Origin of the sequence: Streptomyces sp., from assembly GCF_036566765.1 — a bacterium.
In the GTDB taxonomy this organism is placed as follows: domain Bacteria; phylum Actinomycetota; class Actinomycetes; order Streptomycetales; family Streptomycetaceae; genus Streptomyces.
The window spans coordinates 19,449-31,940 of the sequence record NZ_DATCVQ010000160.1; the positions used below are offsets into that span (position 1 = coordinate 19,449).

The 12,492-nt window shown below is 73.5% G+C and carries 13 protein-coding genes; 5 read left to right on the top strand and 8 right to left on the bottom strand.

Going from position 1 to position 12,492, the window contains the following annotated elements; genetic code table 11:
* Positions 1-65: 65 nt before the first annotated feature.
* From VIU94_RS08535 to VIU94_RS08560, 6 genes are all read right to left on the bottom strand, one after another.
* Positions 66-1,283, bottom strand: a complete 1,218-nt coding sequence (locus VIU94_RS08535; RefSeq protein ID WP_331909241.1) for a beta-ketoacyl synthase N-terminal-like domain-containing protein — start codon at positions 1,281-1,283, stop codon at positions 66-68.
* A 38-nt stretch (positions 1,284-1,321) separates the two neighbouring features.
* Positions 1,322-2,635 carry a beta-ketoacyl-[acyl-carrier-protein] synthase family protein gene (locus VIU94_RS08540; RefSeq protein ID WP_331909243.1) on the bottom strand — a complete coding sequence of 438 codons (1,314 nt, stop codon included), beginning with the start codon at positions 2,633-2,635 and terminating at the stop codon, positions 1,322-1,324.
* Positions 2,632-3,018 carry a cupin domain-containing protein gene (locus tag VIU94_RS08545; RefSeq protein ID WP_331909245.1) on the bottom strand — a complete coding sequence of 129 codons (387 nt, stop codon included), beginning with the start codon at positions 3,016-3,018 and terminating at the stop codon, positions 2,632-2,634. The genes VIU94_RS08540 and VIU94_RS08545 overlap by 4 nt, the downstream gene beginning before the upstream one ends.
* Before the next feature lie 23 nt (positions 3,019-3,041).
* The gene (locus VIU94_RS08550) at positions 3,042-4,103 is read right to left on the bottom strand and encodes a SchA/CurD-like domain-containing protein (RefSeq protein ID WP_331909247.1); all 1,062 of its coding nucleotides are present in this window, start codon (positions 4,101-4,103) and stop codon (positions 3,042-3,044) included.
* Between the two features lie 120 nt (positions 4,104-4,223).
* Positions 4,224-5,684, bottom strand: a complete 1,461-nt coding sequence (locus VIU94_RS08555; RefSeq protein WP_331909249.1) for a vWA domain-containing protein — start codon at positions 5,682-5,684, stop codon at positions 4,224-4,226.
* Entirely contained in the window at positions 5,681-6,568 is an 888-nt protein-coding gene (locus VIU94_RS08560) for an AAA family ATPase (RefSeq protein ID WP_331909251.1), read from the bottom strand. Before VIU94_RS08560 ends, VIU94_RS08555 begins: the two co-directional genes overlap by 4 nt.
* A 196-nt stretch (positions 6,569-6,764) precedes the next feature.
* Between VIU94_RS08560 and VIU94_RS08565 the strand changes: the two genes are divergently transcribed.
* Positions 6,765-7,616 carry a maleylpyruvate isomerase family mycothiol-dependent enzyme gene (locus VIU94_RS08565; RefSeq protein ID WP_331909253.1) on the top strand — a complete coding sequence of 284 codons (852 nt, stop codon included), beginning with the start codon at positions 6,765-6,767 and terminating at the stop codon, positions 7,614-7,616.
* A gap of 21 nt (positions 7,617-7,637) precedes the next feature.
* On the opposite strand, the gene VIU94_RS08570 is transcribed toward VIU94_RS08565, so the two are convergent.
* Complete coding sequence (locus VIU94_RS08570) at positions 7,638-7,985, bottom strand: hypothetical protein (RefSeq protein ID WP_331909255.1); 348 nt, start codon at positions 7,983-7,985, stop codon at positions 7,638-7,640.
* A gap of 199 nt (positions 7,986-8,184) precedes the next feature.
* On the opposite strand from VIU94_RS08570, the gene VIU94_RS08575 reads away from it, so the two are divergent.
* The 4 genes from VIU94_RS08575 to VIU94_RS08590 all read left to right on the top strand — a co-directional run bounded on the left by VIU94_RS08575 (position 8,185) and on the right by VIU94_RS08590 (position 11,564).
* The gene (locus VIU94_RS08575; protein ID WP_331909257.1) at positions 8,185-9,408 is read left to right on the top strand and encodes a PP2C family protein-serine/threonine phosphatase; all 1,224 of its coding nucleotides are present in this window, start codon (positions 8,185-8,187) and stop codon (positions 9,406-9,408) included.
* Positions 9,409-9,549: 141 nt separating this feature from the next.
* The gene (locus tag VIU94_RS08580) at positions 9,550-9,954 is read left to right on the top strand and encodes a luciferase domain-containing protein (RefSeq protein ID WP_331909259.1); all 405 of its coding nucleotides are present in this window, start codon (positions 9,550-9,552) and stop codon (positions 9,952-9,954) included.
* A 96-nt stretch (positions 9,955-10,050) separates the two neighbouring features.
* Positions 10,051-10,905, top strand: a complete 855-nt coding sequence (locus tag VIU94_RS08585) for a YhjD/YihY/BrkB family envelope integrity protein (protein WP_331909261.1) — start codon at positions 10,051-10,053, stop codon at positions 10,903-10,905.
* A 158-nt stretch (positions 10,906-11,063) separates the two neighbouring features.
* Entirely contained in the window at positions 11,064-11,564 is a 501-nt protein-coding gene (locus VIU94_RS08590; protein ID WP_331909263.1) for an NUDIX domain-containing protein, read from the top strand.
* A gap of 68 nt (positions 11,565-11,632) precedes the next feature.
* Here VIU94_RS08590 and VIU94_RS08595 read toward each other — a convergent pair whose 3' ends face one another.
* Positions 11,633-12,154: an AMIN-like domain-containing (lipo)protein gene (locus VIU94_RS08595; protein WP_331909265.1), complete on the bottom strand. Its 522-nt coding sequence runs from the start codon at positions 12,152-12,154 to the stop codon at positions 11,633-11,635.
* Between the last annotated feature and the right edge of the window lie 338 nt (positions 12,155-12,492).

Sequence of the window (12,492 nt, forward strand, 5' to 3'; positions counted from 1 at the left end):
CGCAGTGGTTCGGTGGTTCGGGGTGCTTCGGTGGCTCCGTCGGTCGTCGATTCCGGCGTGGCGCGTCACTCCGCGTCGGCCCGGCACAGCACCAGGGCCGTGGTGGACCCCGACAGGCCACGGGCGAGCACCAGCGCCGCGCGGGGCGCGACGGCGCGGGCCACATCCGTGACGACGTCCAGGTCATGGCATATTCGGGCCCCGCCGAGACCGGGCACCGGAGGCACCACCCCGTGCTCCAGGGTCAGGACGGCGGCCGCCGCGTCCAGCGCCGCCGCCGCGCAGTACGCCCTTCCCGTCCCCGGCTTGACCGTGGTCACCGGGATCCCGCCGGCGCCGGGACCGAACACGTCCGCCAGGGCCTGCGCCTCGGCCCGGTCCGCCGCCGGGGTGCCCAGGGCGTCGGCGAACACCACGCCCAACTCCGCCGGCGCGATCCGGGCTGCCCGCAGCGCGCCCCGGATCGCCCGGGCCAGCCCCTCCCGGGAAGCGGCCCAGTCCCCGCCGCAGGTGAACGTCGAGGCATGACCGCCCACCAGCGCCCGCACCGGCGCACCCCGCTCCTCGGCCGCATCGCCCTCCTCCACGACCAGGACGACCCCCGCCTCCGCCGGGGCGAACCCGTCCGCGCCGGCGGTGAACGGCAGATACGCCCGGTCCGGATCGGCGCCGAGGCCCAGCCCCGGCGCGTCCAGCTGGCACACCACGGAGAACGGGCAGAACGGCGCCTCGGCGGCTCCCGCCAGCATCGACCGCGCCCCCCGCCCCAACTGCCGGGCCGCGTGCGCCAGGGCGTCCAGACCTCCCGCCTCGTCATCGGCGAGCACCCCGCACGGCCCCCGGTAGCCGTGCCGGATCGACAACTGGCCGGTGGCCGCCGCGTAGAACCACGCGATCGACTGGTACGGCCCCACGGCCCGCGGCCCCCGGCTCCACAACCGCTCGATCTCCCGCTGCCCGAACGTCACCCCGCCCAGGCCCGCCGCCATCACCACACCCGTGTCGTACGCCTCCGGGCCCGCGTCCGGCAGCGCGGCGTCCGCCAGCGCCAGCTCCGCCGCGCCCATCGCCAGATGCGTGAACCGGTCCGTCTGGACCCGGACATGACCCGGCACCGCGTCGGCCGCCTCGAATCCGCGCACCGCGCCGCCCACCCGCAGCGGCAGCCCGGCACAACCCGGCTCCTCGACCAGGTCCAGCGCCCGCACCCCGGCCAGCGTGCTCTTCCAGAATGCGTCGACGCCGATCCCGGTGGCCGCGATCACGCCAAGCCCCGTCACCACGGCCCGCGTCCTCGCCGTCCCCGTCGCCCGCGTCGCCGTCACGCCGCCCACCCGGCCTCTCGGCGGCCCCGGCCGTCCAGAACCACCGCCGACTGGAAGCCCCCGAACCCGCTGCCTACCGACAGGACCGTCCGCAGCCGCGCCTCCCGCGCCGTCACCGGCACGTAGTCCAGGTCGCACTCCGGGTCCGGCGTCTCGTAGTTGGCCGTCGGCGGGATCACCCCGTGCGCCAGGGCGAGGACGCACGCGGCGAGTTCGATCGCCCCGATGGCGCCCAGCGAATGGCCCACCATCGACTTGATGGAACTCATCGGCGCCGCCGCCGCATGCTCGCCCAGCGAACGCTTCACCGCGGCCGTCTCGTGCCGGTCGTTCTGCACCGTCCCCGACCCGTGTGCGTTGACGTAATCGACGTCCTCCGGCCGTACCCCGGCGTCGCCCAGCGCCCGGTCGATCGCCCGCGACATCTCGAGCCCCTCGGCCGTCAACCCGGTCATGTGGTGCGCGTTCCCGAAGGTCGCGAAGCCGCCCACCTCGCAGTACACCCGCGCCCCACGCCGCCGGGCGTGCTCCAGCTCCTCCAGGACGACCACGGCCGCGCCCTCGCCGAGCACGAACCCGTCCCGGTCCCGGTCGAAGGGACGGCTGGCCCGCGCCGGGTCGTCATTGCGGGTCGACGTGGCCCGGATCGCGTCGAAGCACGCCACCGTGATCGGCGAGATGGGCGAGTCGGCGGCCCCCGCGAGCACCACGTCCGCCGCGCCCTCCGCCACCGTGTGCAGGGCGTACCCGACCGCGTCCAGGCCCGACGTGCACCCCGTCGAGACCGTGCGCACCGGGCCCCGCGCCCCGTACTCCTCGGCCACCGCACCGGCCAGCACGCTCGGCGTCATCGCCCGGTGCAGATACGGCCCCGCTCTGTCCGGGTCCACGGCCCAGCGTGCGCCGCGCCCGCTGACCTGCGCGTAGTCGTGCTCCAGCCGGGTAGTGCCGCCCACCGCCGTTCCCATGGACACGCCCACCCGCCACGGATCGACCCCCTCGTCGAGCCCCACGCACGGCCCGTCGCCCGGGTCCGGCCCCAGTCCGCCGTCCCGCAGTGCCTCGGAGGCGGCGACGAGGGCGAACTGGACGTAGCGGTCGTTCCGTTCGGTCTGCTCGGCCGACAGTCCGGCGGCCCGCGCGTCGAAGTCGACCTCGGCCGCGATCCGGGACCGGAAGCCCGCGGGGTCGAACAGCGTGATCGTGCGTGTGGCGGTGCGGCCGGCGGTCAGTAGCTCCCAGAACGCCGGTACGCCGATCCCGCCCGGCGCGACCACGCCGATGCCGGTCACCGCCACCCTGCGTTTCATGAGTCCGGCTCCGTGTCCACATGGCCGAGCTCGGGGCGCGGCGCGAGCGGGCCCAGGTGGAAGACGAGCCGGGCCGTCACGTCCCCGGCGTTGCGGAACCGGTGCCGGACCATGCGCGGGACGAGGATCCCCTGGTCGGCACGGAGCGGGTGGGCGGTCCCGTCCAGATCCACCTCCAGCTTCCCGGCCACCACGAACACGAACTCCTCGGAGTACGGGTGGTAGTGCTCGGTGATCCGGTCCCCGGGCGCGATCGAGGAGACGCCCATGAAACCGCTGTCGGAGCCGACCGTGCGCGGGGAGAGGAGGGTGTACAGCTCGCCGCCGCGCCTGCGGTTGGGTTCCACGTCGGCGAGGCTGACGATGAGAGGGGCGTCGGTCATGGTGGGCCAACTCCGTTCCGGAATCAGGCGGGCGTGGCGACGAAGTCGGTGACGGGAGGCATGTCGAACGCGTCGAGGAAGGCGAGCTGTCCGTCGCGCGTCGACAGGTCGTGAGGACACAGCCCCGGGTCGAGCAGCCCGGCCAGGTCCGCACCGCCGCCGGCGCCCACCGCGAGCCCTGGGGCGTCGACGGCCGGGACGTCCAGGTCAACGCTCCGTACGACCATGTCCTCGGCGGCGTACACGGTGGCCGCGCGCAGCGCCGCCGTGGCCTCGCCGACGGTGGACCGGTCATGCCGGCCGAGGAGTTCGGCGAGCATCGGCCCGCGGCCCGGCAGCACGGGATAGAAAAGCACGTGCCGTCGGAGCCCGCCGTGCGCGCCGTCCGCCGTGTGGTGGTGTACGGCCCGCAGGGCGGCCCGGCGGAAGAAGGAGCGCGCGGACTCCTCGTCGCCGAGGTCGACGTCCGTGACCATGTGGGTCCGGACCTCGTCCTCGATCGCGCGCACATGAGGCTGCCGGACGATCGCCGCCAGCGTCGGCCCGATGTGCTCCGGCCCGCCCGCGATCTCCACCGTCCGGAAGAACCGGTCGCCGTGCCGGTACAGCGAGGCTCTGCGCAGCCGGGTGTCCGACGCCGTCCCCGGCGGCGGCACCCGGGAGCCGAACACCTTCGCCACGGCAGGCCCACTCCCGGGCCGCACGGAGTAGGTGACGGCATGCCGCGTCACGACCGGCGGCGGCCGATGCGGTGTCTCCCGCTCCACCGTGTACCGCAGGGAGCGCCTGCCCACGACGCATGCCCGCAACGGCGCGACCATCTCCCGGTGTTCCGCGCTGTCCACCCACGCGTGGAACCGGGCGGCGCTCTCCCACTCACTCGTGATCAACCACTGGCCGGGATCCTCTGTCGACCGACACAGCTGGTCGACCAGATGCCCCGGCACCTCCGCGACCGCGTGCCGCACCCGTTCGTACGCATCGAGGAACTGCTCCTGCCCGCCCTCGCCGACCTCGCACAGCAGCAGCACCCGCAGCCGCCGTGCCTGCGCCGCATGCGTCCCGGTACCTGTCGTCCCGCTCATCTCCCGCCCCTTCCGTCACGAAGCGTCACTCGACATCACGTCGAGTGATCCATTGCTTCCCTCGGTCGGAACGGGCCAGGCACCATTGGCGGCTACTGGCCAACCGGTCTCAGGCCCCCGTCACACCGGCAGCAGCCGCGCGATCAGCTCCCCCAACTGCCGGGCGTTGCGACACGGGTGCATCTCCACGAGCCCGGCGTACGTGAGCGCGACCGAGTCGCCGGTCTGCCACAGCGCCGGCTGCTCGGGATTGAGCCAGTACACGCGCCGCGCACGGTCCGCGATCGTCTTCAGAGCGGGCAGGTTCGGGTCGCTCATGTTCGTCCGCGCGTCGCCGAGGACGAACACGACGCTACGAGGACCGACCGCGTCCGCGTACCGCTCCGCGAACTCGCCCAGCGCCGTGCCGTAGTCGCTCTGGCCGTGCCAACTCGTGAGCGTCGCCTCGGCGAGCACCCGCTCGCCGAGACCGGCAGGGTCGGCGGAGGCACGCGCCACCAGCCGGGTGACCTCGTCCACGCGATTGACGAAGGCGAAGACCCGAACCTTGCTGAACTGGTCGTGCAACGCCTGGACCAGCAGCATCGTGAAGTTCGCGAAGCCCGCCACCGACCCCGACACGTCGCAGAGCAGCACCAGCTCCGGCCGCCCCGGCCGGCGCCGGCGCAGCACCGGCCGCATCGGCACGCCGCCGGTGGACAGCGAGCCGCGCAGCGTCCGCCGCAGGTCGATGCTGCCCCGGGCCGCTTTCCGGCGGCGCGCCGCCAGCCGGGTGGCCAGCTTGCGGGCCAAGGGCCGTACCGTACGGCGCAGCTCGTCGAGTTGGGCACGTCCGGCCAGCAGGAAGTCGACGCTCTCCGCCGTCCCGCCGACCGCGCGCCGCGCCACCCGGTCCGTGCCCTGCCGCTCGGCCACCCGCCGCCGCGCCTCGGTCCGCACCCGCTCCCGGAACGCCTCGATCCGCCGCCGGATCTCGTCGTCCTCCAGCCGGTCGGTGAACTCCGCGGTCCCCTCCGACCCCCTGGACCCGCCCCCTCGGCCGGACCCGCCCCCGCCACCCGAGCGGCCGGCCCGTTCCGCGCGGACCGCCGCCCGGACCCGTACGAGCAACGTCTCCGGCCGCAGTCGGTTCAGGGTCTGGTACGAGGACCAGCCGTCCGCCCCCGGCGTCGAGCCGAAGCCGCCGAGCGCGCCCACCGCCTCCGCCGCCAACTGCCCGAGCAGCGCCTGGTCGCCGGCCGCCAGCGCGGCGACCAGCCGGTCGCGCAGCTCCGCCGTGTCCGGCGTCCCCGCGTCTGGCTGCGGCCCGTCCGGGATTCCGACGCCCCGTGGGAAGTACAGGTCGAAGACCCGGTCGAACAGCGCCCGATGGCCCTCCTGGTGCAGCAAGGTGGCTGCCAGGCCCTCCCGCATCCGCTCCCGGTCCGTGAAGCCCAGGACCTCCAGTGCCTGCCCCGCGTCCACGGTCTCGCCCGGCCCGATCCCCAGCCCGTGCGCCCGCAACGCCTGGACCAGCCCGGTCAACCGGTCCGCGACGCCACCCGCGTCCGTGAGGTCACCCGCGCCCGGGTCCGCGCTCACACCGCGTCCAGGTCGAGCTTGGCGGCGGCCTTCAGAATGTCGTCCTGGTGCTTGAGGATCACCCCGAGACTGTCCCGCACCACGGTCTCGTCCAGCGTCGTCGCGCCGAGCGCCAGCAGCGTACGGGCCCAGTCGACGGTCTCCGCGACCGACGGGGCCTTGCGCAGGTCCATCGCGCGCAGAGCGCCGACCACCCGCACGATCGACGTGGTGAGCGCCTCGTCGATGCCTGGGACCTTCATCCGGACGATCCGGCGCTCCAACTCCTCGTCCGGGAAGCCGATGTGGAGGAACAGGCAGCGGCGGCGCAGCGCCTCCGACAGCTCCCGGCTGGCGTTGGAGGTGAGCACGGTGAAGGGGCGTCGCGTCGCGGAGATCGTGCCCAGCTCCGGCACGGTGACCTGGAAGTCGCTCAGTACTTCGAGGAGCAGGCCCTCGACCTCGATGTCCGCCTTGTCCATCTCGTCGACGAGCAGCACCTTCGGCTCCTCGCCGCGGATCGCGGTCAGCAGCGGGCGGGCCAGCAGGAATTCCTCGCTGAAGATGTCCGTGCGCGCCTCGTCCCAGCTCTCGCCCCGGCCGGCGGTGATCCGCAGCAGCTGCTTGGCGTGGTTCCACTCGTACAGGGCGCGGGACTCGTCCACCCCCTCATAGCACTGGAGCCGTACGAGACGGGCGTCGGCGACCTGCGCGACCGCCTTCGCCAGCTCCGTCTTGCCGACGCCGGCGGGGCCCTCCACGAGCAGGGGCTTGCCGAGCCGGTCGGCCAGGAAGACGGTGGTGGCGACCGCGGGCGAGGCGAGGTAGCCGGTCTCGGCCAGACGGGCGGCCACGTCGTCCACCGAGCCGAAGTACCCGGTGGAGCTGAAATCCCCTGTTGTCACAGCGTGTTCCCCCGGCTCTCGCGAATCCCTCTGCCCCTGCCCCCGTACTTGATCAGCAGCCCCCGTCGCCGCACAACGCCGCGCCGCTGTTTGCGGTGAAGGTCACGCCGGTCGGTCCGGGGGGTCGACCGGGACGCGGATGCTCTGCCAGAGTCACCCGCCGGAGGAACGTGCGGCCAGGGAGGAGTCGACAGAGATGTCGAAGGAGACGGCGGCGGAGACGACGGGGTCGGCGGGGCGGACGGGGCAGCCGCCGAGCCTGCTGCCGCCCGGCCTCGGCGCGGCGATACGCGACACCGCGGAGGAGATCGCGGCCCTGGTGCGCGGCGCGGGCGACACCGGGCTGCCGGTGCCCGGCTGCGAGTGGACGTTCGGCGAGGCCGCGGCGCATCTCGCGCAGGCGAACGAGCTGATGGCCGACGTGGCCGCGGGCCGGGAGCGCACGCACGGGGACGGCACGCCGGGCAGCATCGCCGACGCCAACGCCCGGGCGCTCGCGGAGTTCGGGGAGCGCGCCGCCGGCCCGCTCGCCGACATGATCGCGGGGCAGGCCGCCGCCTTCCTCACGACGGTCGAGCAGCGGGACCCGGACGAGGTCCTGGTCACCCCGATGGGTTCGATGGACCCGGCGACCCTGGGCTCGTACCTCCTGACCCACATGCTCGGCCACGGCTATGACCTGGCCAGGGCCCTGGGCCGGCCGCACATGATCGACCGCGCCCGGGTGGAGCTGACGCTGCCGTTCATGATCGCCGCCATGCCCAGGGTCGTCGATCCGGCCGCCGTCGCCGGGCTGACCGCCCGCTTCACGGTGCGGCTGTGGGGCGGCGCCCGGTTCGGCGTCACCGTGGCGGACGGCGCGGTGACCGTCACCGCCCGCCCGGTGGAGCGCCCGGACTGCACGATCCTGACCGAGCCCGTCGCGTTCCTTCTCATGGGCCTCGGGAGAAGCGGCCCCTGGGGAGTCATGGCCCGGGGCAGAGCCCTGAGCTGGGGCCGCAAGCCCTGGCTGGCCCCCCGCTTCCCGGCCCTCTTCGTCGCGCCCTGAGCCTGACCCTGAGCCTCAGCCTCAGGAGAAGACGACCGACCGCAGCTTCAGGCGCGCGGAGCCGTAGCCGGTGTGCGGACGGAGCGAGAAGAAGTCGCCCGAGCAGTCGGCGCCGGTGAAGACCATGGCCGTCGCGTCCGTCCGGTTCCGCGGCGAGTGCGCGGGCGGAGTGGTCTCCTCGTCGGCCACCTCGGGCAGCGTGAGGCACTCGCCGCTCGGCGGGTCGGTCAGCAGGGTCACGGCCGGGTCCCCGTTCTCGTCGACGTACTGGTACGTGAACTCGCCGGTGGCGGCCGAGGCCGAGCTCGGCACGGCGAGGACGAGGGCGAGCGCGCCCAGGGCGGCGGCGGTGGCATTGCGAATTCGCATCGAAGTCCTTGATCGAACAGGTTTATGCTCCGTACGGAGCGCATGACAGGGCACGGCTACCCCGGCTGAACCCCCGTCGCGCCTCTTTGACCTGCTGAAACGATCCCCTGTCACCCGTTCGGTGTGCCGGGTGACCCATGGTGCTGGTGGAATGGCTGTGTCGGAGCTGCTCGGGGAGGGCTGCCGAGGTGGAGGTGGCGTGTCGGAGCGTGAGGGTGCCCATGAGGCCCTGATCCAGGAGCACACGGCCGTGCTGGACCGGCTGCGGGCCCTGGAGGAGGCCGCCGAGCGGATAGGCGCGACCCTCGACGAAGCCTCCGTCAGCCGCGAACTGGTCGCCTTCCTCCGCGACCGGCTGTGCGACGCGGCGGCAGTCGACCTGCTCCCCGAGCCCGTCGAGGTGGACGACAAGCCCATGGACGCCCTCGCGCCCGGCACCGCGGCCTCGTCCGCCGCGATCTCGTCCGCCGCCCTGAGGGACACCCGCAGGGCTGCCCAGGCCGGCCCGCCCGAGCTCCTGGACCCCTCCGACGCCTCCCGCACCGTCTCGGCGCCCCTCGCCGCGCACGGCCTGCTCCACGGCACCCTCCTCGCCGCCCGCGCCACCGGCCCCTTCACCGATCACGAGCGCGCCACCCTGCGCGCCGCCGCCCGCCTGGCCGCCGTCCACCTCGGCCACGCCCGCCGGCTCGCCGCGACCGAAGAGACCGCCCTGCACCTGCAGCGAGCCCTCGTCGCCGAGCCCGGCCGCCCCCACCCCAACCTGGAAATCGCCGGCCGCTACCTCCCGGTCGGCCCGCGGACGCTCGTGGGCGGCGACTGGTTCGAGACCGTACGGCTCCACTTCGGCCGCAGCCTGCTCGTCGTCGGCGACGTCATGGGCCACGGCCTCGACGCCGCCGTCGACATGAACGCGTACCGCTCCGCCCTGCGCGACGTCGCCTCCACCGACCTCCCGCCGCACCGCGTCCTGCGGCAGCTCGACGCGGTCGTGGCCGAGGACCGTGCCCGGCGCCCCGCGACCTGCCTGCTCGTCCAGGTCGACCCGGCGCGCGGCGCGGCCGGCTTCGCGAGCGCCGGGCACCTCCCGCCGGTCGTCTTCAGGGCCGACGGATCCGCCGAGATCGTCGAGGTGCCCGTCGGGCCGCCGCTCGGCACCGGCGTGGGCGGCTACGAACTCGTCACCCGCCAGCTCGCCCCCTCCGAGACGCTGCTGCTGTTCACCGACGGACTCGTGGAGCGGCGCGGCGAGGACATCGACGTCTCCCTGGACCGGCTGGCCGCCCTGAGCATGCCGCCCCGCGCCAGCCCGGACCAGGTCGTCGAGGAGGTGCTGCGCCGACTCGACGCCCGGCATGCCGAGGACGACGTCGCCGTCCTGGCCGCCCGCATCCGCGACCGTCGCCCCGTCCCCGTCGTCTGACCCATCGACGGGGCCGAACCGCCCCGAGACGTCCCCGTTCGCGCAGCCGTACGCCCCCCGGTGCGCACACGCGTGCCTACAGCGCGAATTGCTCGGTCATCCCGCTTGTGCGAGCCCCCCGCTGGGCGGCACGATCCGGGTATGAACACTGCCCGGCACGCCAGTGAACGGCTGATGAGCTGGCCGTCGCTGATCGCCGACCGTGCCCATTGCGGCGCGGAGCTCGGACTGCGGACCACGACGCAGGAGATCGTCCACTTCCACGGCGAACACGAAGCCGACGTGCACCTGACCCGAGCGATGATCGCCAAACTGCGTCCGGCGCTGATCGGGTCCACCGCGGTGCGACTCCGGGCGGGTTCGGGGTGGGTGACGGTACGTCTGGACATAGGGTCCGACATCGACTTGCTCGCGACCCTGGTGAGCGCCGCGCTCCAGGCCTCGACCTCTGCCCTGCCCGCCGGCGGCGCCGACTCCACGTCACCGGACCGCTGCACCCGAGAGACCCGTCGCACCGCGACTCCACGTGCGGTGGGCCGCCCCTGAGGTCGGTTTGCGCCAACCCTTCGCTCCGACCGGCCCCGACACCCGTTCGGCGGCACGACGGAGACGTCGACGCCGCTTACGGGTACTCGACCGAGCATGCCCCTTTCCTCCGGTCCCGAGCCCGCGCACGGCCACTGGTTCCACCGGCTCCACGAGCGCGTACTGAACTCGGTCGTCGGACTGGCCTGGTACCGGGGCCGGGAGATGGAGCTGATGCACCGGGCGATGGGCTTCGCGGCCCTCAGCCTGCTCACCCTCGTCCCGCTCCTCATCGTGGTCGCCGCCGCCGACCTCGCCAGCGGCCAGGGCTTCGCCCGCTGGCTGGTGAACGCGCTCGGCGTGTCCCAGGTGTCCCAGGAGGAGGTGGAGCGGCTCTTCGGCAAACCCGGCCAGGCGCTGCAGCGGACCACCGCCTTCGGTCTCGCCGCGCTCGCGGCCTTCGGCGTCACCTTCGGATCCGCCGTGCAGACCGGGTACGAACGGGTATGGGACCTGCCCACCGCCCGCTGGCACACGATGTGGCGGCACGTCGTCTGGCTCGCCGTCCTCGTCGCTGCGCTGCTGCTCTTCGTCAAGGCCCCTCAGCCGGAGGAGTCCTCCACGGCGCTCACGTCCCTGGTGGCCCTGGCCGACCTCGTCGGCACCTTCCTGTTCTTCTGGTGGTCGCAGCGCTTCCTGCTCTGCGGCCGCATCCGCTGGCGCGCGCTGGTGCCGGGGGCGGTCGGCACCGCGCTGGGACTGCTCGGGCTGCGGGTGTTCTCGCAGTTCGTCTTCTCCCCGCTGATCGCGTCGAACGCAGTGACGTACGGGCAGTTCGGCACCGTGCTGGTGCTGCAGTCCTGGCTGGTCGGCGTGGGCTTCGTGGTCTACGGGGGAGCGCTGGTGGGACGTCTGTTCCACGAGCACCGGCTGATGCGCCGACTGGATCTGGAGCCGCTCGACGGGGAGTGACGGGGCACGCCGGGGCCCGGTCGCGCGTGACGGCGCAGGCCGAGTTCGCCGGGCGCGAGTTGATCACACGATCCGGTGATGCGGGCCGGGGCGACCGGATCGGGGCCGCCCGACCGAGAGGATGGGCCGGGAGACCTGTCGAGAGAGAGCTGAGCCCCATGGCGAAGACCTGGCTGCCGCCCGTCGAGTACATCGCGACGCTGCCGAGAGCGACGGCGTACGCCTGCCTGTACTTCACCGACACCGAGGGGCGGCCGTTCCAGCTCCGCTCGGTGTACGGCTCCGAGGCCTGGCAGTGGCCCGGCGGGAACATGGACCCCGGCGAGACGCCCTGGGAGACGGCCGTGCGCGAGTGCCGGGAGGAGACCGGGATCGAGTTCGCGGGGGAGCCGCGGCTCCTGGGCGCGCACTTCCTCGCCTCGCACAGTGAGGACTGGCCCGCCAACAACATCGGCTTCATCTTCGACGGCGGGACGCTCGACGACGAGCAGATCGCGGGCGTCGTCCTGGACCCGGAGGAGCACACCGAGTACCGCGTGCTCACTCTCGCCGAGTGGGAGCGGGAAATGACCCCGCGGAACTTCCTCCGGCTCGCACAGATCGACCGGGCGCGCCGGGAGGGCACGGCGGTGTACCTGGAGACGAGTGCGTTCGCCTGAGCGGCCGGGGAGAGAGGGCGGGCCCGGCGGTGTGGCCGGGCCCGCGGTGGGTGGCCTTACTCCTCAGGTCAGGTGGGGCAGCCGTGTGGGTGCCGGACGTCGAGGACGAAGCGCTCCGGGGAGTGCAGCGTGAACGTCTTGTACACGGGTTTGACGTTGAATGCGGTGCCGAAGGTGACGACGCCCTCGAAGTCGCCGGTGAGTGCGAGGCCCTTCAGAGTGGGCAGATAGATCTTCAGGAGCCGGGGCCCCTTGTAGACGTTCTGTCCGGCGTCGTTGTGGGCGGCGGCGGGAGAGAGCTTGATCTCCAGGAAGTACTTCCCGGCGAGCGGAACCCTGTGCCCGGAGCCGTCGTACCGCAGGACCTTGACCGGCTTCACCGTGACGGGCGGCATCTTGCCCTTCACGTCGATCACGAGCCGGTCGAAGGAGCCGTGACCGCCCCACCGGGCGTTGACCACGAGAGCGGTCGACTGGGCGGTGGCGGTGGACTGCGGCGTGGAGGAGGCGGTGGCCGGGATCGTGGCGCCGATCCCGGCGGCGAGAAGCATGCCCGCGGCGGCGGCCGCGAGGCCCTGGCGGTGGAACATGACGCCCCCGTTTCCTGGTGCTGTGGGGACTGTGGTGTCACTGGAGAAGACACTCACACAAACCATACGGTTCCGGTATCAAACGGAAAAGAGGAACTTTTCGTCGAGAGCGCGGGGGCCGGGCCCGCGGGGGCCGGACCGGGGCGTCAGACCGCAGTCGTACGGACGGGTCCTCGAAGGGGGACCGCGGGCTGACGCGGCCGTGTGCCCGGGCGGCCTAGCGTCCTGGACATGCGTACACCTTCCCGGGCGGCCACGGCCGCCGCACTCGTACTCGCCCTCGCCCTGCCGGTCGCCGGCGCGGGCGTCTCCTCCGCCGCGCCGCCGGCCGCCGCGCC

Coding starts and splice junctions, on each gene's coding strand:
- VIU94_RS08565 (WP_331909253.1), top strand. CDS start 6,765: ATGTCGAAGGAGACGGCGGCGGAGACGACGGGGTCGGCGGGGCGGACG.
- VIU94_RS08545 (WP_331909245.1), bottom strand. CDS start 3,018: ATGACCGACGCCCCTCTCATCGTCAGCCTCGCCGACGTGGAACCCAAC.
- VIU94_RS08540 (WP_331909243.1), bottom strand. CDS start 2,635: ATGAAACGCAGGGTGGCGGTGACCGGCATCGGCGTGGTCGCGCCGGGC.
- VIU94_RS08585 (WP_331909261.1), top strand. CDS start 10,051: ATGCCCCTTTCCTCCGGTCCCGAGCCCGCGCACGGCCACTGGTTCCAC.
- VIU94_RS08580 (WP_331909259.1), top strand. CDS start 9,550: ATGAACACTGCCCGGCACGCCAGTGAACGGCTGATGAGCTGGCCGTCG.
- VIU94_RS08570 (WP_331909255.1), bottom strand. CDS start 7,985: ATGCGAATTCGCAATGCCACCGCCGCCGCCCTGGGCGCGCTCGCCCTC.
- VIU94_RS08595 (WP_331909265.1), bottom strand. CDS start 12,154: ATGTTCCACCGCCAGGGCCTCGCGGCCGCCGCCGCGGGCATGCTTCTC.
- VIU94_RS08590 (WP_331909263.1), top strand. CDS start 11,064: ATGGCGAAGACCTGGCTGCCGCCCGTCGAGTACATCGCGACGCTGCCG.
- VIU94_RS08550 (WP_331909247.1), bottom strand. CDS start 4,103: ATGAGCGGGACGACAGGTACCGGGACGCATGCGGCGCAGGCACGGCGG.